Raw genomic sequence first — 18,438 nt, 5'->3', positions numbered from 1 at the left:
GTATTCAACGAACCGCCTGCTGGCGCCGTGTATCTTGCAAATCGGTCATCTTTGAGTATTTGACCCCACATTGGGCAATAATGATGCTAAAGACATCGTTTGCGATCCAAGTGATTTGTTCAAGATACGAAGGGATGATTCTATGTTCTGCTCGCAGTGTGGCGCCCCCATGGGCGATAACGACAAGTTCTGCGGTGTGTGCGGTGCTCCTAATGCTGGTGCCGCTGGCCCCGCTCCCCAGGGACAGCCTCAGCCCCAGCAGTTTGTTCCGCAACCGCCCGTGGCGAATGCGCCAAAGGGCTGTGTGGCTCAGGCGTTCCAAGATATGACCAAGACCCCGGGTGTGCTTCAGCGTGTATGCCAAATCGCGTTTTTGCCGGCGCTGATTTGCGTTGTGTCGGTGCTCGTGTTGTTTATTCCCGTTATTGGCGGCATTGCGGCTGCCATCGGCTTTTTGGCAGCTTGCATTGCGAGCGTGTGCGGTTCCGGCTTTGGCATCGAGTGGGGCCGCGATCTGTCGCTTAAGATCGATGACGGCATGGATCGTCCGCTGATGCGTTCCACGTCGTTTGGTCTCGGAGTCTTTTCGAGCGTTATTTCGGTCGTGCTCGAGGTTATCGCTGCCATTCCCGTTATCGGTGTAGTGCTTTCGCTGGTGGAGGGCGTGGTAATTGGCGCCGCGGGCTCGTATTCTTATTACGGCTCTTATGCGCTCGAGGCTGCGCTGTTCGGTTCGCTCGGCCTGCTTGTCCTGGCGCTAATTGCCTCGGCGATTCTGGGTGTCTTCTTTAAGATGTTCGCCGACATCGCCGTGATGCACTTTGCGGTGACCGGGCGTGTCGAGAGCGCGTTTTCGCTCGATAAGGTCTGGGCGGCCTTTAAGCACAACAAGACCAAGCTGTTCTGCGCTTCGTTCCTTCCCGAGTTTTTGACGGGCCTGGTCGCCAACGTTGTCACATGGATCTTGACGGTCGTCTTTGGCGCCATTGCCTCTGTCGGTATGTATAGCTACTACTATCGTCCTACGGGTATTGAGGCAATTGTTACCGGCGGTGGCGTCACGCTCGCGCTGTTCTTGGTGCTGGTCGCTTTCGTCACCGTATTTCTTACGGTCTTTGGCAAGATGCTCAAGCACCGTGCCGTTGGCTATTGGGCCGCACGCTATGCAAGCGAGTGGGCCGATGAGGATAAGGACGACGTCCTGACTTTTGTGTTGCCCTTCGAGAAGAAGTCCACCCCTTCGGGTTACGGTGCTCCGGATGCTTCGCCGGCACCTGCACCCGCTCCTGCGACCGAGCCTGAGCCGGCGCCCGAGCCTGAGACGGCATCTGAGTCCGAGCCTGCACCTGAGCCTGAGCCGGCACCTGCACCTGCACCTGAGCCGGCGTCCGAGCCAAGCTCCGACGAGGAGCCTCAGGACGAGTAGCCACGCCGCCTGCTATTTGGGGACGGGGTAGAAATGGTAGAAATAGCGCTTGAAGAATGAGCGGGGGCGGACGTTTCGATACGTCCGCCCCCGCTCTGCTTTAGCCAGGCTGTTATGGATGGGTGTGACGACTACTCGTCGTGCTTCTCCTCGCGGCGTGCAGCAGCGCGTGCGTCGTGGATGCCCTTGATCGCGGCATGGCGAGCCGTTCGGGCATCATGGATGGCGTCGCGAGCCTCGGCGGTCGTCGCCTTGGCAGAGCGCAACTTGGCGGCCAGATCGGGGTTGGTTTCGGCGACCGCGGTAATCGCGGGGCCGTCGAGCTCCTCTTGCGTGGGCTCGGCCAAAAAGTCGATAGCATACTGGGCGGCCACCATGGAGCCCTTTGCCAGCACGGTCTCGTCGATCTTGTAGAAGCAGGAATGTTGGGCGTACGTGGCGCCAATCTTGGGGTTGCGCGTACCTACAAAGGCGAGCACGCCCGGTACGCGACGCAGGTACTCCGAAAAATCCTCGCCCGAAAGCGTGCCGCGATAATGGCCTTGGCCGGCGGGGCCCAGACACTTAATTACAGCCTGACGGCAGCGCTCGCTCGAGGCCGCGTCGTTTTCGACCTTGTAGTTGGCGATGGTGTAGTCGGTGAGCTCTGCCTCGGCGCCCAAGGCGGCCGCGGTATGCTCCACGATGCGGCGCATGAGCTCCGGCATTTCCTCGTGGGTCGAATCGCCGTAGGTGCGCACCGTGCCGGCGAGGTAGGCCGTGCCGGCGATAACGTTGCGTGCGGTGCCGCCGTGCAGCTCGCCGACGGTGATGACAGCCGGCTCGTAGGGGCTGATCTCGCGCGAAACGATGGTCTGCAGGGCGTTGACGATCTCGGCGGCCACCATAACGGCGTCGTGACCGCGCTGGGGCATGGCGCCGTGGCACGAGGTGCCGCGTACGTCGATACGGAACCAGTCGGTATTGGCCATGCGCGGGCCGGGCTCGCAGCTCACGGTTCCGGCGTCGACCTCACTCCAGATGTGCGCGGCGTAGGCGCCATCGACGCCGTCGAGCACGCCCGTGCCGATCATGAGCTTGGCGCCCTGGCCGTTTTCCTCGCTGGGTTGGAAGACGATGCGGACTTCGCCGTGGATGTCGTCGGTCATATGGCGCAGGATTTGCAGCGTGCCGAGCATCATGGCGATATGGCAGTCGTGGCCGCAAGCGTGCATGCAGCCCTCGTTGACGCTGGCGAACTCCTCGCCGGTCTGCTCGGTGACGGGCAGGGCGTCGATGTCGGCGCGCAGCAGGATGCGGCGGCGTGGCGTGCCGTCCTCGCGGTAGGCATCCGGCGCGGTACCGCGAAGCGTTGCCACCAAGCCGGTCTTGAGCGGACGCTCGTAGGGGATATTCATGGCGTCGAGCTGGTTGGCGATGTCGGAGGTCGTGCGCTCCTCGGCAAGGCTCAGTTCCGGGTGCTTATGGAAGTGCCGGCGCTGCTTGATGATGTAGGGCTCAAATTCGGTAGCGATATCTTTGATGGCTGCGGTGACGTCGTCAGCCGCGCGAGCCTCGGTCGCCGCCATAATTTGCTGTGCCTTGGTCTTCGTCATAGTCGATTTGCTCCTTGCTGGGTTGATCGCAAAATCGTACAGGCTTTCTCCAGTATGCCACCTGCCGCTAGGGCTGGTAAAGTTGCCGTTTGCCGCTTGGGGTTTTGTTGCAAGGGCGGGGGAGTACACTCGGGAGTGTTGAATTTCCTGCCAGAGATGGGGACGCCCATGCAACATATCGATCGGATTATCTGCTCCAAGAACGTTTTTACCGCGCAAGACGGCATCGATGCCGCCCGCGAGCTGGCGATTGCCATTGCGGGCGATCGCATCGTCGCAGTCGGTGTGCCCGATGACGTGATTGCCGCCGCGCCTGCCGCCACGCCGGTTATCGACTACGGCGAGCAGTTTGTCTGCCCCGGTTTCCATGACGCTCATCTGCATTTCTTCCATACCTCGGTCGGTTCCTCGCCGTACATGCTCATGGATATGGGCACGTCCGAGGCGGCGCTGGTACAACATGCGCTCGAGTTTTCCCAGGACCTGCCCGACGACGCTTGGGTTGTGACGCAGGGCTGGCGCGACTACCGTTGGGACCCGCCCGAGCATCCTACCAAGGCGTCGCTCGATGCGGCATTCCCCGATCGTCCCTGCGCTATGTATTCGGGCGACGGGCACACGCTTTGGCTCAACAGCCGCGCACTCGAAGCCCTCGGCGTGACACGCGACAGCGAGCCTCCGGCGGGTGGCAGTTACGACAAAGACTCAAACGGTGAGCTTACGGGTATCGCCCACGAGGCAGCTGCTATGCAGCTGCTGCCGCGCTGTCTTGAATGGCTGGGCGAGGATCGCATTGCAAGTGCTTACGCCGATCAAATGAGGCGTATGGCCGAGCAGGGCATCACCTCGATATGCGATATGTCGCTCATGCCCATGCCGGGCTGCGATTTTATCCGCGACGACGTCTACGACAAACTGCAGGCAGCCGGCAAGTTGGGCATCCGAGCCCATTTGTTTCCCACGCTGCTGGATGACCAATCGCGCTTGGAAGAGCTGCAGGTACGTTACGCGAACAACGCGCTGCTTTCGGCGCCAGGCTTTAAGCAGTTCTTCGACGGCGTGTCGAGCGAACACACGGCCTATCTCACCGAGCCCTATACCAACCCGCGCTTCCCGGGCGATCAAGGTCGCCTGACGGTTCCTGCCGAGCGCATGCGCAAGCTGGTTCTGGCGGCCGCGGAGCGCGGCCATACCGTGCGCATCCATGTCATCGGCGACGGTGCCATCCATGCCGCGCTCGATATCTTTGAGGAGGCCGCCGAACTGTACGGCCTGCCCCAGCACGGCCATAACACGCTCGAGCACCTGGAGAACCTCTTGCCCGAGGACATCGATCGTCTACGCAAGCTTAACGTCGTTGCCTCGAGCCAGCCCTGTCACATTACACTCGACCCGGGCGGCCCCGAGCGCGATCTGGGCCTGGAACGCAGCCGCATCATGTGGCCGTTTGCGACCTATAAGCAGCGCGGCATCCGCCAAGCCTTCGGCACCGATAGCCCCATCACAGCTGTTACAAGCATGAACGTGCTCTACACGGCTATCACGCGCCAGGATCCCAAAAGCCACTGGCCCGAGGGCGGCTGGTTACCGAGCGAGCGCATCGATGCAGCAACAGCCCTGCGCAACTACACCCTGGGCAGCGCCTATGCAGCGGGCGACGAGCAAAACCTCGGCAGCTTGGAGCCCGGCAAGTATGCCGACCTGGTAGTCCTGGACCAAAACCCGCTCACCATCGACCCCCAAGAGCTCCAGGCTACCAAGGTTCAGACCACCTACCTGGCAGGTAACTTGATTTACGAGCGCTAATAATCATGCCGTACCGTTAAGCGCGGCTCGGGCAGCCTATTTTGGGATGGCGCTCGAGCCGCGTTTGTATATCGGTGGGGACTCGCTATGAGCGTCCCTGCTCTGCTTGATTTGAGCGTGGGGTGTGGCGCCGCTGCCCCGCGCATTTAATTTGGACATCAGCAATGCCGTCTCTTGGTGTTTTGCATACTTTCCATTGCAGATTGCATAAAAAGGCTGGGATGTTCTTTCTGGTCCTGATGTACCCCCGCCTGGGCCGTGCAAAAAACGGAGTATTCAGCAACGCAAGCCCCGCCGGCGCCGCTGCAGTCGGGTAACGTTGTGGAGATTGACGTCATTTCGGGCTCCGGTGCGACGCGAGGCATGCCTTTTTGTCCCAACGGGGTCTGCCCACCGACCAAAACCGCCCGCTGAAAGCATCCTTGGGACCAAAAAAGTATGTCCGGCGCGTATGCATTTACCCTGGCCTGCTGAATACTCCCAAAAATGCACGGTGCTCCCCGGGGGACCCGTGCGCGCGGCGAAAACCATGCCCATGTCGCTATCCGCATCGCCATTTTGCTGCACTGACTTTTCTGAATGCCGGGCCCGAATTAGTTAACCTAGCTCCCGGGGCGGACCGGAGGGCATGAAGTTTGTCGCGAGTTCCGCACGCAAAGGAAAGCACTTAATGTGCTTTCCGTCTTGCGCAGGACTGTAGAGCAGCAAACTTCATGCCCTCCGGTCCGCCCCGGGAGCCACTGCTAAGTTATCCCCCGGCATTCAGAAAATCTAAGTGCCAAAAAATAAGATTTTTTGACTCCGTGTTGTATAACCCGCCATTCGTGGGTACCATTCAACGCGTACGCAAACGAAGTAGGGAAACCCGCACGGCTCAACCGCGCGGCCCAAAAAGGAGGAAACAAGCATGTCGTCTTTGAAGCCGCTTGCAGATCGCGTCCTGGTCAAGCCCGACGAGGCCGAGCAGAAGACCGCTTCTGGTCTGTACATCGCCAGCAACGCTCAGGAGAAGCCGCAGCGCGGCACCATCGTTGCCGTTGGCGCCGGTAAGGTCAACGACAAGGGCGAGCGCATCCCCATGGACGTTCAGGTCGGCGACGTTGTCATCTACGGTAAGTTTGGTGGCAACGAGGTCAAGGTCGACGGCGAGAAGTATCTGCTGATGCGCGCCGACGACATCTACGCTGTCGTCGAGGCCTAGTCTCGTCAGAATCTCTGATTCGTCTTTGAACGCGCCCGCCGCATAGGACTCGGAAGCGGCGGCGCGAGTCACATTTCTTTTGGAGGATTACCTACCATGGCAAAGAACATTACGTTCAACACCGATGCCCGCGCTAAGCTTGCCAAGGGCGTCAACACTCTGGCCGACGCCGTTACCGTTACCATGGGCCCCAAGGGTCGCTACGTTGCGCTGCAGCGCACGTTCGGTGCCCCGACCATCACCAACGACGGCGTTTCCGTCGCCAAGGAGATCGAGCTCGAGGACAACATCGAGAACATGGGCGCTCAGCTGGTGAAGGAGGTTGCCACCAAGACCAACGACACCGTGGGTGACGGCACCACCACCGCAACTCTGCTCGCTCAGGCCATCGTCAACGACGGCCTGCGCAACGTCGCCGCTGGCGCCAACCCGCTGGCCATTCGTCGCGGCATCGACAAGGCCGTTAACGCCGCCGTCGCCGAGATGAAGAAGCAGGCCAAGCCGGTCGAGACCAAGGAGCAGATCGCTTCCGTCGGTACCATCTCCGCCGGTGACCCCGAGGTTGGCGAGAAGATCGCCGAGGCCATGGAGGTCGTGGGCAAGGACGGCGTCATCACCGTCGAGGATTCCCAGACGTTCGACATCACCATCGACACCGTCGAGGGCATGCAGTTCGACAAGGGCTATGTCTCCGCTTACTTCGTCACGGACAACGACCGCATGGAGGCCGTGATGAAGGATCCGTACATCCTCATCACCGACCAGAAGATCTCCAGCGTTCAGGACATTATGCCCGTTCTCGAGGCTGTCCAGCGCGCTGGCCGCGGCCTGCTCATCATCGCTGAGGACATCGACGGCGAGGCTCTGCCGACCCTGGTCCTCAACAAGATCCGTGGCGCCCTCAACGTCTGCGCCGTCAAGGCTCCGGGCTACGGCGATCGCCGCAAGCGCATCCTCGAGGACATCGCCGTCCTCACCGGTGGCCAGGCTGCCCTGGACGAGCTGGGCGTGAAGGTTGCTGACATCACCGCTGATATGCTCGGTACCGCTAAGTCCGTCACCATCTCCAAGGACAACACCGTCGTCGTCGGTGGCGCTGGCTCCAAGGAGGCCATCGACGCTCGTATCGCTCAGATCAAGGGTGAGATGGAGAACACCACCTCTGACTTCGACCGCGAGAAGCTCCAGGAGCGCCTGGCCAAGCTCTCCGGTGGCGTTGCCGTCATCAAGGTCGGCGCTGCTACCGAGTCCGAGCTCAAGGAGATCAAGCACCGCGTCGAGGACGCCCTGCAGGCTACCCGCGCTGCTGTCGAGGAGGGCATCGTCGCCGGTGGCGGCGTCGCCTTCATGGACGCTGCTCCTGCGCTCGACGCCGTTGAGCTCGACGACCCCGAGGAGAAGATCGGTGTCGACATCGTCAAGAAGGCTCTGACTGCTCCGGTCGCTACCATCGCCAAGAACGCTGGCTTTGAGGGCGCTGTCGTGGTCGACAAGGTTGCCGAGCTGCCCGCCGGCCAGGGTCTCAACTCTGCCAACGGCGAGTGGGGCGACATGATCGAGATGGGCGTCCTCGACCCCGTCAAGGTCAGCCGCGTCACCCTGCAGAACGCTGCTTCTGTCGCCAGCCTGATCCTCATCACCGAGGCTACCGTCTCCGATGTGCCCAAGAACACTCAGCTTGAGGATGCTATCGCTGCCGCTACCGCTGGTCAGCAGGGCGGCGGTATGTACTAAGGCCGACAAGGTCTAGAACTCCCACCGGGAATCCGGGGGTGGGACGGGGACTTCTCTCCGGAACGTCCTCGGACATGCAAAGAGGCTCCGCATCGCGCTTCGCGCTGCGGAGCCTCTTTGCGTCCTGCGGAATATTCCGGAGAGAAGTCCCCGTCCCACCCCCGGATTCCCTGCGTTTACGGCCTTGAGGTCGGCGGGCGGAGAAGGATGTGGTCGATAGGGATACGTGTCCCCTTCGCTGTTTCGCGGCTTTGCCGCGAAAAGCGCGTTACTTTGGGATGGGTGGGGAACGTGGCTGTTGCGGCAACTGATCCCCGCCACAAATTACCCTCGGCATACTTGCGCTAATACCTGCTCGTGCTACACTTGCAATTGCTGTTTCAGGGCGGGGTGGAATTCCCCACTGGCGGTAAATCGGGCGGTGCCAAAGGGGTGCCGTGGCGCAGGCGAGGCGTCTGCGGCCGAGCCGATGAGTCCGCGACCCGTGCGTGTGTTGGTTTGCATGCCGGCTGAACTGGTGAGATCCCAGTACCAACGGTTAGAGTCCGGATGAAAGAGGCAGGTGATCTTATGTCTGAGCAGTCGCAGCATATCCATTTTGAGAACACGAATAGGTGGAGCACCAAACAGCTCGTTACCATGGCGTTGATGTGCGCCTTGGGCGCCCTGTTTATGTACGTGCAGCTGCCCATCCTTCCTTCGGCGCCGTTTTTGACGTATGACCCGTCGCTGGTGCCGGCGATGGTGTGCGGGTTTGCGTACGGTCCCGGTGCCGGTACTGCTGTTGCCGCCATGGCGATCGTTATCCATGCGCTCACCACGGGTGACTGGGTCGGCGCGCTTATGAACTTGGTCGCTACGCTGGGCTTTATTCTGCCCGCGGCGATCGTCTACCAAAAGATGCATACCTATAAGGGTGCCGTGATTGGTCTGGTGCTCGGCGTCATTGCCGCTACGGTGCTGTCCATGGTCGCAAACCTTACCATTGGCGTATGGTTCTGGTATGGCTCGGTCGATGTGATCGCCCCGCTCATGATTCCCGCCGTGCTGCCGTTCAACCTCATCAAGACCGTGCTCAACTCGGTGTTGACGCTGGCGGTGTATAAAGCAGTCTCCAACCTCATCACGCCTAAAAAGGACCAGGTCAAAGGCCGCGCATGATTGAGTGTCTGGGCGTTTCCTTTAGCTATGACGGTGCCGTACCGGCGCTCGACGGCGTCGATCTGAATATCGAGGACGGCGAGTTTTTCTGCATCCTCGGTGGCAATGGGTCGGGCAAGTCGACGTTTGCCAAGCATCTGAATGCGCTGCTGCAGCCCGATGCGGGAACGGTGTGCGTCAACGGCATGGACGCGTCCGATCCCGAGCTGGTCTACGATATCCGCTCGACTGCGGGCATGGTGTTCCAGAATCCCGACGACCAGCTTGTGGCGACGCTTGTCGAGGACGATGTTGCGTTTGGTCCCGAGAACTTAGGGGTCGAATCGGCCCAGATCGCGCAGCGCGTGCGCGAGGCGCTGAAGGCCGTGGGTCTGGTGGGCTTTGAGCGTCACGAGACCCACGCTCTCTCGGGCGGACAAAAGCAGCGCGTGGCGCTTGCCGGCGTGCTCGCCATGGAGCCGCGTGTGCTCATTTTGGACGAGGCGTCCTCGATGCTCGATCCGCGCGGGCGCAAGGGCCTTATGAAGGCCTGTCACGCGCTGCACGAACGCGGCATGACCATCGTGATGATTACGCACTTTATGGAAGAGGCCGCTGAGGCCGATCGCGTTGCTGTCTTCCAGGCGGGCCGCGTTGCCATGCTCGGTACGCCCGAGGAGATCTTGATGCGGGCGGACGAACTTGCACGGCTGAACCTGGATATGCCGGCATCGTGCTGTCTTGGCAAGGCGCTTCGCGCGAAGGGCGTGCCCATTTGCGCACAGGTGCGCGAGGCGGATATGGTCGCCGATATAGCGCAGGCTTATGCCGAGCGGAGTAGGACAGGCATCGTCGGGCGGCCTTTTGCGTCCGATCTTCGTATTCCCGACAACGTTTCCTCTGCGCTCGATGGCGCAGACGCGCCGGAGCCCGTCATCGAGATTTCGCACCTTTCGTATAGCTATTCGCTGAGCGCCCGCGAGCGTCGTCGTTGGCATAAGCGCTCAGCCGCCGAGGGTGCATCGAACAAACAGGCCCTCTGGGGCAACGACCCTAGCAGCCCCTGGGCGTTGCGAAATGTGTCGCTAACGGTGCGTCGTGGCGAGTTTCTGGGCCTTGCGGGCCATACCGGTTCGGGTAAGTCGACGCTGGTTCAGCATCTTAACGGCCTGATTCGTCCCCAGGAGGGTTCCGTTTGCGCATTGGGGCTCGACCTGGCAAACAAGAAAGATGCCGCCGCGGTTAAGGCAAAGGTCGGCGTGGTGTTTCAGTATCCAGAGCGTCAGCTGTTTGCCGAGACCGTGGCACAGGACGTGGCATTTGGTCCGCGTAACCTTGGCTTGTCGCAGCCCGAGGTTGCCCGCCGCGTTGAGTCATCGCTCGCGCGCGCGGGCCTCGACCTGGCCACGGTGGGCGACAAGAGTCCCTTTGAGCTTTCGGGCGGTCAGCAACGGCGTGTGGCATTCGCCGGCGTGCTCGCCATGGAGCCCGAAGTCCTGGTGCTCGATGAGCCCATGGCGGGGCTCGATCCGGCTGCGCGCAGGGATTTCCTTGAGCTTATCGATCGACTTCACCGCGATGGCCTGACCGTTGTCATGGTTTCGCATAGTATGGATGACCTGGCCAATTGCTGCGACCGTATCGTCGTAATGAACGAAGGCGCGGTGTTTGCCGAGGGAACCCCCGTGCAGGTGTTTGCGCATGCCGATGAGCTCAAGTCGATCGGCTTGGGCGTACCTGCTGCTCAGCGCATGGCGTTGGCGCTCGCGGAAGCGGGCGTGCCGCTGCGTCGCGGCGGGCTCTATACGGTTGAGTCGTTGGCAGATGAGTTGATGGACCTGCTAATCGGTCGCTCGGGCGGTCCCTCTAACGTCGCGGACATTGCTAAATCCAAGACGGTCGTGCGAGAGGAGGACTGCTGATGGAGGCGTTTTCGTTTGGCAGCTACTATCCCGGCGATAGTGCGATCCATCGCCTGGATCCGCGCACCAAGCTGCTCCTGGGCTTTGTGTTTTTGATCACGACGCTGACCGTCGGCGGCTTCCGCGGACTGGCCCCGGTCGCAATTTTCGTCGTGCTGGTCTATTCCATGGCCCGGGTGCCGTTGCGCCGGGTCCTATCATCGATGGCGCCGCTGCTGGCAATCGTCGTCGTGGTCGCAGTGCTCAACCTGTTTTCCGACCAGAGCGGGCGCATTCTGTGGCAGCTCGGCTTTCTGCAGATAAGCGAGGGCTCGCTGCGTTCTGCGGCGTTTATGGCGTGCCGCCTGAGCTTGATGATGGCCGGCATGAGCGCCATTACGCTCACCACCCCCACGCTCGACCTCACCGCGGGCTTTGAGCGTCTGCTCGCACCGTTTGCGCGCGTGGGGCTTCCGGCGCATGAGCTCGGCATGATCATGGGTATCGCGTTGCGCTTTATGCCGCAGTTCGCTACCGAGATGAAGCAGACGGCCGATGCGCAGGCGAGCCGCGGTGCGCGCGTGACGGGAGGCCCGCTCGGCGGCGTGCGTATGCTCGGCAGTGTGGCCATTCCGCTGTTCACGGGCGTGTTCCGCCATGCCGAGACGCTGTCTGACGCCATGGATGCACGCTGCTATCACGGCGAGCAGGGCCGCACGCGCCTGCATGCGCTTGCATTTGGCCGCGGCGATGCGTTGGCGGCGGTGGTGACGGCGTTGCTGCTCATCTGCGTCATCGTCATCAATCTTCAACTTGTTTAGGCGCGATTCGGGCGCAAGAAAGGGGTCCCTATGACCGACAACGACCGCACGGCTCAGCTTGAGCGCGCCTGTTCGTATCTCAGGCGCATTCCGGCGTGGTATCTGGCCACGACCGATGTGGCCGACGGGCATCAGCCTCGCGTGAGGCCGTTTTCGTTTGCCATGGTCGATGACGGTAAGCTGTGGTTTTGCACATCGCGCGACAAGGACGTGTGGGCGGAGCTGAGTGCGAATCCCAAGTTTGAGCTCTCGGGCTGGAAGCCGGGGGAGTGTTGGATCGTGTTGACCGGCGAGGCCGCACTTGAGGACGACGCAGTTGCGAGCGACAAGGTGCGTCAAGCGGGTTTTAAGCACATGGTGGGCATTGGCGAGGAACACGAGAGTGCCAACGACGGCCGCCTTGCTTTCTTTTCGGTCCGCAATATTGCCGCGCGCTTCTGTGATATCGACGGCAGCGAGGAGCGCCTGGAGCTCTAGCGCGTCTCAAATTAACTACCCGTTCCGAATTAGCTAGTGCCAGGAGGACACATGGACGGATTGAATACGGTGTTGGAGTATCTGACGTCGGTGCCGGCGTGGTACTTGGCGACGAGCGTGGACGGACAGCCGCATGTGCGTCCGTTTTCGTTTGCGCAGATCCAGGACGGTAAGCTGTGGTTTGTGACGGCGCGCACTAAAGATGTGTGGCAGGAGCTGCTGCAAAACCAGCGCTTTGAGGCCACGAGTTGGTGGCCGGGCCATGGCTGGCTCATCTTGCGCGGGCGCGCTGGCTTGGATGACCGGGCTTTAGACGAAATGCGCGAAGCCGGGTGGAAGCATCTAGAGCGCCTGGGCGAGCACTATGAGGGGCCTAACGACCCCACGCTCGTCTTCTTTAGCGTCGAGGATCCCGAGGCTTTTATCTGCAATCACGACGAATGGGTGCCGGTCGAGCTCTAGCCAACCGGCTCATCCTAACAACTTGGTTTTCGCATGGGCGGGCCCCGTATTGCCCGGCGCCGTTAGGAGCGCCGGTCAATACGGGGCCCGCTCTATTTGTCAATTCCTTCAAGCGAATGTGTCGGGAATGTTTCAATGCATGAATATGCAAGCCATTTACGTGTTAATGCATCTTTTGGTGCTAAAGTTTCAACCCACTTCATAACGACCGCTGCGAAATGCGCATCGGTGCATAAATCGCAGACAAGGAGTCTGATATGTCTTTGAAGGTTGGAATCGTCGGCGCGGCTGGATATGCCGGCGCCGAACTCATTCGCCTCGTGCTTGGCCATCCCGAGTTTGAACTTGTTGCCATTACGTCCAACGCCGATGCCGGCCAGCCGCTGTCCGCGGTGTATCCGAGCTTTGCTGGCGTGAGCGATCTGGTTTTCACCACGCATGACGCCCCCGAGCTCAAGAGCTGCGATGCGGTTTTTCTTGCCGTGCCGCACACGGCTGCCATGGCACAGGTGCCCGCGCTGCTTGCCGCGGGCGTTTCCTGCTTTGATCTTTCGGCCGATTACCGTCTGAGCGACGCGTCCGTCTTTGAGGCATGGTATGCCGCTGAGCACACGAGCCCCGAGTTGCTCAAGACCCGCGCTTTTGGCCTGCCCGAGCTGTTCTGTCAGGACTTAGAGACTGCTGCTTCCAGCCATGCCGCCGGAAAGCCCGTGTTGGTCGCCTGCGCCGGCTGCTATCCCACCGCAACGAGCCTTGCAGCCGCTCCTGCCGTGCGTGCGGGCTGGGTGGCCGAGAGCGGTCCCGTGATCGTTGACGCTATCAGCGGCGTGACGGGTGCCGGCAAGTCCTGTAACGCCCGCACCCATTTTTGCAGCGCGGACGAGAACCTGGAAGCCTATGGCGTGGGCAAGCATCGTCATACGCCCGAGATCGAGCAGATACTCGGCCTGGCCGACCGCATCGTCTTCACCCCGCACTTGGCACCGCTCAAGCGCGGCCTGCTTTCCACGGTGACGATGCCGCTCGCGCCGCAGGCTCTCGACGCGCTGGTTCTTGAGGATGTCGTCGACCATTACAAGAAGTTTTACGCCGGTCGCACCTTTGTGCGCGTGCTCGATGCCGGCCAGCAGCCCAAGACGGCTTCGGTCGTCGGTACCAATGCCGCCCAGATTGGCCTTGCGCTCAACAAGCGTGCAGGCGTGCTGGTGGCGACGGGCGCCATCGACAATTTGTGCAAGGGTGCTGCGGGCCAGGCGGTCCAGTGCGCCAACATCGTTTTTGGCTTTGACGAGCGACGAGGCTTGCTCACAGTGGCGTGCCCGGTGTAGCACATTCGATTGTTAGCGATTTGGTAGTCGGGTATCGAGTTGGGCGCCACTTTTAAGCTGGTCTAGTAGTTGCGACCGGTATGGCGTGCCAGCCGATGCCCGCTTTTTTGTTTGATATAAGGAGTCGTAGGGACGATGAACACCGACCTGATTGATATCAAGATTCGCGCCGTCGAGGGCGGCGTTACGGCGGCTGCCGGCTTTAAGGCCGCAGGCATCCATGCGGGATTCCGGAAGAATCCCGAGCGCTTGGACTATGCGCTCGTCGTGCCTGATAAACCCTGTCCCGGCGCCGGCGTGTTTACGACCAACCGCTTTTGTGCGGCGCCCGTGCAGGTGAGCCGTGCCAACCTGGGCGGTGCGGACAAGGGCTATGGCATTATCGCCGGTGTTTCAATCAACTCCGGCAATGCGAATGCCGCCACGGGCGAGACCGGCCTAGCCTGTGCGCGCGAGACATGCAACATCGCGTCGCAGGTCATCGGCTGCGAGCCCCAGCAGATTCTGGTTGCCTCCACGGGTGTGATTGGCCAGATTCTGCCGATCGACACGTTTGAGACCGCCATTCCTGCTGCCTACGAGGTGCTCTCCGCTCACGGTGGCGCCGATGCCGCTCGCGCCATCATGACGACCGACACGCACTCCAAGGAGTACGCCGTGTCCTACGTCAGTGAGGCCGCGGGCCATGCGGGCAACGCTTATACGGTGGGCGGCATGTGCAAGGGCTCGGGTATGATCATGCCCAACATGGCCACCATGATCGCAGTTATCACTACCGATGCCCCCGTCGAGCCGGCGGCGCTCCACGCCCTGTTGCTCTCCACCGTCAAGCAGACCTTCAACAAGGTAACGGTCGATTCCGACACCTCGACCAACGACACCTGCATCATGCTTGCCTCCGGCGCCGCTGCCGCAGATGCCGAGCCTATCGTCGAGGGTTCCGATGCCTTTGACGAGTTGGCATTTGCCGTGCACGAGGTGTGCGAGAGCCTGGCGCGCAATATCGCCGCTGATGGTGAGGGCGCATCCAAGCTTGTTACGGTCAACGTTACCGGCGCCGCCAACGACGAGGAAGCCGATATCGCCGCCCGTGCCGTTGCCAACTCGCCGCTCGTTAAGACCTGCATCGCCGGCCACGACTGCAACTGGGGCCGTGTTGCTATGGCGCTTGGCAAGTGCGGCGTGAAGTTTAATCAGGAAGACGCTTCCATCGACATGATGGGTATGCCTGTCTGTCGCGATGGTCTGACTGTTCCCTTTGACGAGGACGAGGCTCTACGACGTTTCGAGGCGCCCGAGATCGTGATCTCGGCCGACCTGGGCGCAGGCGACGCGGCAACAACCGTGTGGACCTGCGACCTCACGCACGAGTACATTTCCATCAACGGCGACTACCGTTCCTAGATTCCGGGCACGCTGCGCATCTTGCCGCGATTGCGGACAGCGGAGCACGGCGCGATAACGATACGAAAGACGAGGCAGATTATGAAATTCGCACGCGATTGTCGTTCGAGCGAATCCAACGAAGCGACCGCGCAGCTGCTGTTCGAAGCGCTGCCGTGGATTAAGAACCTGACCGGCAAGACGGTTGTTATCAAATATGGCGGAGCCGCCATGGTTGATGAGCAGCTGCGCCGCGACGTGATGAGCGACATCGTTTTGCTCAAGATCATCGGTATGCGCCCCGTCATCGTGCACGGCGGCGGTAAGGCTATCAACGAGGCGCTGAGCCATTACGATATTCCCGTCGAGTTTAAGAACGGCCAACGCGTGACCACGCCGGCGACTATGGATATCGTGCGCGAGGTGCTGGGTGGTAAAGTCAACCAGGAGCTGGTTGCTGCCATCAACCACCACGGCAATCTGGCCGTGGGCGTGTCGGGCAGTGATGCCGGCACGCTCATCGCCGAGCCGCTCGACCCCGAGCTCGGTCGTGTGGGCAAAGTGACGCACGTCAACACCGACTATATCGAGCGCTTACTCGATAGCGAGTACATCCCCGTCATCGCTACCGTCGCGGCGGGGGAGGACGGCGGTTTCTTCAACATCAACGCCGACACCGCCGCCGGTGCCGTTGCCGCGGCGCTCCACGCGCATAAGGCGATCTTTTTGACCGATGTCGATGGCCTGTACAAGGACTTTAGCGACAAGGACTCACTTATCTCCAACCTAACGCTCGACGAGGTTAACGAAATGCTCTACGGCGGCGAGGTCGATAAGGGCATGATTCCCAAGCTGCGTGCGGCTGTCGACGCGCTTACCGCTGGCGTGTTCCGAGCCCACATCATCAATGGCACGACGCCGCATTCGCTGCTCCTGGAGCTGCTGACCGATGCCGGCGTCGGCACCGTGATCCATTCCACCGAGACGGCTTACGAGTTCGATACGCATCCGCATCCGCTTTCGACGTTTGCTGCGCGTCTGACCGAGAACCTTGACGAGGTCGAGAAGCTTCAGACGGTCTAGCTGACCCGCAGCCGCCCCATTCCTGCACCCATAGCCCCGCGCCGTCTGGCGCCCAACGAAAGGCATCCCATGTCACTTGCAGCTCAGCAATCGCTTGAATCCCATTACGTTATGCATACCTTTGGCCGCTCTCCGGTCGAGTTTGTCGAGGGTCACGGCATGAAGCTCACCGGCGACGATGACCGTGAGTACCTCGATTTTCTTGCCGGCATCGGCGTGTGCAGCCTAGGTCATGGCGACCCGGCTGTGCTCTCGGCGCTCGAGGCACAGACCAAAAAGCTCATGCATGTCTCCAATTACTTCTACATCGAGCAGCGCGGACAGGTCGCGGCGCTGCTGTCCAAGCTTGCTAACGACGACGTAGATGGTGCGCGCGTGCTTGCCGATGCCATTGTCGCCGGCGATGAGACCACGGCAGCTGCACTTGGTGCCCCGGCTGCGGATGAGCAGGTTTGGGAGACCTTCTTTGCCAACTCTGGCGCCGAGGCCAACGAGGGCTCGATGAAGCTCGCGCGCCTGTACGCCAAGCGTGCCGGTAATGGCGGCAACACCATCGTGTGCATGCGCGGCGGCTTCCACGGCCGTACGCTCGAGACCATTGCCGCCACCATGCAGGATTGGCTGCAGGACAGCTTCCGCCCGCTGCCGGGTGGCTTTGTGGCCTGCACGCCCAACGATGTGGACGAGCTGCGTGCGATCTTTAAGCAGCTGGGGAGCGAGATTTGTGCCGTGATGCTCGAGCCGATCCAGGGTGAGAGTGGCGTGCACCCCATGACCGAGGAGTTTATGGCGGCAGCGCGCGACCTGGCACACGAAGTGGGCGCCGTGCTTATCGCCGACGAGGTCCAGTGCGGCATCGTCCGCTCCGGCAAGCCGTTTGCGTTCCAGACCTATGGCGTGGAGCCCGACATCATGAGCCTTGCCAAGGGCATTGCTGATGGCGTGCCCATGGGTGCCGTCGTGGCGAAGAAGGAGATTGCCGACGTGTTTAAGCCGGGCGACCACGGCTCGACCTTTGGCGGTAGCTGCTTGGCCGTCGCGGCGTGTGCCGCGACGCTCTCCGCGCTTGTGCGCGGCGATTATGCCGAGCATGCTGCCAAGGTGGGTGCCTATATGGAGCAGGCGCTGGCTAAGCTTCCGCATGTGGTAGAGGTGCGTGGCCGTGGCCTGATGCTCGGCTGTGATTTGGATGATGCCGCGGGCGACGCACATGATATTGTTGCCCGCGCGCTGGCCGCCGGTGCCGTGATTAACGCTACGGGTGCTCATACGCTGCGTTTCTTGCCGCCGCTCGTCTGCGAGGAAGCCGACGTGGACAGTCTGATCGAGATCCTGTCGGGTGTCTTGGTCTAACGCAGCGCAATAACTCAATTTGGACCGGGTTCCGGACTGCGGGCGTGCCCTATGTGGCATGATTCAGCGGTCTGGAGCCCGTTTTGCCTTAGATTTGCTAAGGCAGGGAGACCCGCTGGTCAAAAAACATTAAATATGAGTACTGCTACCGATTTGGTAGCAGCAATTTTGGACTAATAAGGCCAGATGGCAAGTCGAAATGGCGATGAATGCACGATTTTGATCCAACTGTTAGTCCTTATAATGGACATATGTTGCGTAACTTAAGCAAATACTATCTTTTTATATGTTGCAAACAAAGTAGCAGTACTCATTTTTGCCATTTTTTGGCCACGGCCTTTGTGACAGACGTGCTGGCGGGTTCGAATCCCATGCACCGGGCGCAAGCAAAAACGGTCCCCTTGCGAGGACCGTTTCCAATTCTGTGGTGGGCGATGAGGGATGTCCGCGTGCGGCTGGCGCCGCCCGCATCCGCTTCGTCGCTCCGCTCCTCGCGTGCTGCGCTGGAAAACGCTTCGCGTTTCCTCAGCTCCGCACCCTGGCGGGTTCGAATCCCATGAAATGGGCGCAAACAAAACGGTCCCCTTGCGAGGACCGTTTCCAATTCAGTGGTGGGCGATGAGGGATTCGAACCCCCAGCCTTGTGCGTGTAAAGCACCTGCGCTAACCGTTGCGCCAATCGCCCGTGCGGAGAGAGTATAGCAAAACAATCGCCTCATTCACCTCAT

At 60.9% G+C, this 18,438-nt stretch carries 14 protein-coding genes, 1 tRNA gene and 1 riboswitch; of the genes, 13 read left to right on the top strand and 2 right to left on the bottom strand.

All coding sequences use genetic code 11. The features are described 5' to 3' along the window. Positions 1–142: 142 nt before the first annotated feature. Positions 143–1,426 carry a zinc-ribbon domain-containing protein gene (locus tag GDJ93_RS09005; RefSeq protein ID WP_152068541.1) on the top strand — a complete coding sequence of 428 codons (1,284 nt, stop codon included), beginning with the start codon at positions 143–145 and terminating at the stop codon, positions 1,424–1,426. A gap of 131 nt (positions 1,427–1,557) precedes the next feature. On the opposite strand, the gene GDJ93_RS09000 is transcribed toward GDJ93_RS09005, so the two are convergent. After that, positions 1,558–3,021 (bottom strand): M20 family metallopeptidase, encoded by a 1,464-nt coding sequence (locus GDJ93_RS09000; protein WP_152068540.1) that lies wholly within the window; start codon positions 3,019–3,021, stop codon positions 1,558–1,560. 168 nt (positions 3,022–3,189) lie between these two features. Between GDJ93_RS09000 and GDJ93_RS08995 the strand changes: the two genes are divergently transcribed. The 12 genes from GDJ93_RS08995 (at position 3,190) to GDJ93_RS08940 (ending at position 17,710) form a co-directional block, all read left to right on the top strand. Further along, positions 3,190–4,827, top strand: a complete 1,638-nt coding sequence (locus tag GDJ93_RS08995; protein WP_226812572.1) for an amidohydrolase — start codon at positions 3,190–3,192, stop codon at positions 4,825–4,827. Positions 4,828–5,734: 907 nt separating this feature from the next. Continuing rightward, entirely contained in the window at positions 5,735–6,028 is a 294-nt protein-coding gene (gene groES, locus GDJ93_RS08990; RefSeq protein ID WP_040358989.1) for a co-chaperone GroES, read from the top strand. A gap of 96 nt (positions 6,029–6,124) precedes the next feature. After that, positions 6,125–7,762, top strand: a complete 1,638-nt coding sequence (gene groL / locus GDJ93_RS08985) for a chaperonin GroEL (protein ID WP_022094352.1) — start codon at positions 6,125–6,127, stop codon at positions 7,760–7,762. Between the two features lie 372 nt (positions 7,763–8,134). Beyond that, positions 8,135–8,327: riboswitch (FMN riboswitch) on the top strand. 5 nt (positions 8,328–8,332) lie between these two features. Then, a complete protein-coding gene (locus GDJ93_RS08980; RefSeq protein ID WP_226812571.1) occupies positions 8,333–8,923 on the top strand; it encodes an ECF transporter S component in 591 nt (196 codons plus the stop codon). Further along, positions 8,920–10,824 carry an energy-coupling factor transporter ATPase gene (locus tag GDJ93_RS08975; protein ID WP_152068538.1) on the top strand — a complete coding sequence of 635 codons (1,905 nt, stop codon included), beginning with the start codon at positions 8,920–8,922 and terminating at the stop codon, positions 10,822–10,824. Before GDJ93_RS08980 ends, GDJ93_RS08975 begins: the two co-directional genes overlap by 4 nt. Then, a complete protein-coding gene (locus tag GDJ93_RS08970) occupies positions 10,824–11,624 on the top strand; it encodes an energy-coupling factor transporter transmembrane component T family protein (RefSeq protein WP_152068537.1) in 801 nt (266 codons plus the stop codon). The genes GDJ93_RS08975 and GDJ93_RS08970 overlap by 1 nt, the downstream gene beginning before the upstream one ends. Before the next feature lie 30 nt (positions 11,625–11,654). Next, complete coding sequence (locus GDJ93_RS08965) at positions 11,655–12,101, top strand: pyridoxamine 5'-phosphate oxidase family protein (protein WP_117648255.1); 447 nt, start codon at positions 11,655–11,657, stop codon at positions 12,099–12,101. A 51-nt stretch (positions 12,102–12,152) separates the two neighbouring features. Then, entirely contained in the window at positions 12,153–12,563 is a 411-nt protein-coding gene (locus tag GDJ93_RS08960; RefSeq protein ID WP_099432117.1) for a pyridoxamine 5'-phosphate oxidase family protein, read from the top strand. 257 nt (positions 12,564–12,820) lie between these two features. Then, positions 12,821–13,891, top strand: a complete 1,071-nt coding sequence (gene argC, locus GDJ93_RS08955; RefSeq protein WP_152068536.1) for an N-acetyl-gamma-glutamyl-phosphate reductase — start codon at positions 12,821–12,823, stop codon at positions 13,889–13,891. Between the two features lie 135 nt (positions 13,892–14,026). Continuing rightward, positions 14,027–15,295 (top strand): bifunctional glutamate N-acetyltransferase/amino-acid acetyltransferase ArgJ, encoded by a 1,269-nt coding sequence (gene argJ, locus GDJ93_RS08950; RefSeq protein ID WP_152068535.1) that lies wholly within the window; start codon positions 14,027–14,029, stop codon positions 15,293–15,295. A gap of 81 nt (positions 15,296–15,376) precedes the next feature. Further along, positions 15,377–16,357, top strand: coding sequence for an acetylglutamate kinase (gene argB, locus GDJ93_RS08945; RefSeq protein ID WP_117798529.1), 981 nt, complete (start codon positions 15,377–15,379; stop codon positions 16,355–16,357). A gap of 69 nt (positions 16,358–16,426) precedes the next feature. Beyond that, complete coding sequence (locus GDJ93_RS08940; RefSeq protein WP_152068534.1) at positions 16,427–17,710, top strand: aspartate aminotransferase family protein; 1,284 nt, start codon at positions 16,427–16,429, stop codon at positions 17,708–17,710. A 609-nt stretch (positions 17,711–18,319) separates the two neighbouring features. Here GDJ93_RS08940 and GDJ93_RS08935 read toward each other — a convergent pair. After that, positions 18,320–18,395: transfer RNA gene (locus tag GDJ93_RS08935), tRNA-Val, on the bottom strand. Positions 18,396–18,438: the final 43 nt, after the last annotated feature.

This window comes from Collinsella aerofaciens (assembly GCF_902501475.1).
In the GTDB taxonomy this organism is placed as follows: Bacteria; Actinomycetota; Coriobacteriia; order Coriobacteriales; family Coriobacteriaceae; genus Collinsella; species Collinsella aerofaciens_AL.
This window is presented reverse-complemented; position numbering and strand designations above follow the sequence as displayed.

What these genes read in the sequence shown, in the direction of transcription:
- GDJ93_RS08960 (WP_099432117.1), top strand. Translation starts at nt 12,153, where the DNA reads ATGGACGGATTGAATACGGTGTTGGAGTATCTGACGTCGGTGCCGGCG.
- groES (WP_040358989.1), top strand. Translation starts at nt 5,735, where the DNA reads ATGTCGTCTTTGAAGCCGCTTGCAGATCGCGTCCTGGTCAAGCCCGAC.
- argJ (WP_152068535.1), top strand. Translation starts at nt 14,027, where the DNA reads ATGAACACCGACCTGATTGATATCAAGATTCGCGCCGTCGAGGGCGGC.
- GDJ93_RS09005 (WP_152068541.1), top strand. Translation starts at nt 143, where the DNA reads ATGTTCTGCTCGCAGTGTGGCGCCCCCATGGGCGATAACGACAAGTTC.
- argC (WP_152068536.1), top strand. Translation starts at nt 12,821, where the DNA reads ATGTCTTTGAAGGTTGGAATCGTCGGCGCGGCTGGATATGCCGGCGCC.
- GDJ93_RS08940 (WP_152068534.1), top strand. Translation starts at nt 16,427, where the DNA reads ATGTCACTTGCAGCTCAGCAATCGCTTGAATCCCATTACGTTATGCAT.
- GDJ93_RS08995 (WP_226812572.1), top strand. Translation starts at nt 3,190, where the DNA reads ATGCAACATATCGATCGGATTATCTGCTCCAAGAACGTTTTTACCGCG.
- GDJ93_RS08980 (WP_226812571.1), top strand. Translation starts at nt 8,333, where the DNA reads ATGTCTGAGCAGTCGCAGCATATCCATTTTGAGAACACGAATAGGTGG.
- GDJ93_RS08970 (WP_152068537.1), top strand. Translation starts at nt 10,824, where the DNA reads ATGGAGGCGTTTTCGTTTGGCAGCTACTATCCCGGCGATAGTGCGATC.
- GDJ93_RS08965 (WP_117648255.1), top strand. Translation starts at nt 11,655, where the DNA reads ATGACCGACAACGACCGCACGGCTCAGCTTGAGCGCGCCTGTTCGTAT.
- GDJ93_RS09000 (WP_152068540.1), bottom strand. Translation starts at nt 3,021, where the DNA reads ATGACGAAGACCAAGGCACAGCAAATTATGGCGGCGACCGAGGCTCGC.
- GDJ93_RS08975 (WP_152068538.1), top strand. Translation starts at nt 8,920, where the DNA reads ATGATTGAGTGTCTGGGCGTTTCCTTTAGCTATGACGGTGCCGTACCG.
- argB (WP_117798529.1), top strand. Translation starts at nt 15,377, where the DNA reads ATGAAATTCGCACGCGATTGTCGTTCGAGCGAATCCAACGAAGCGACC.
- groL (WP_022094352.1), top strand. Translation starts at nt 6,125, where the DNA reads ATGGCAAAGAACATTACGTTCAACACCGATGCCCGCGCTAAGCTTGCC.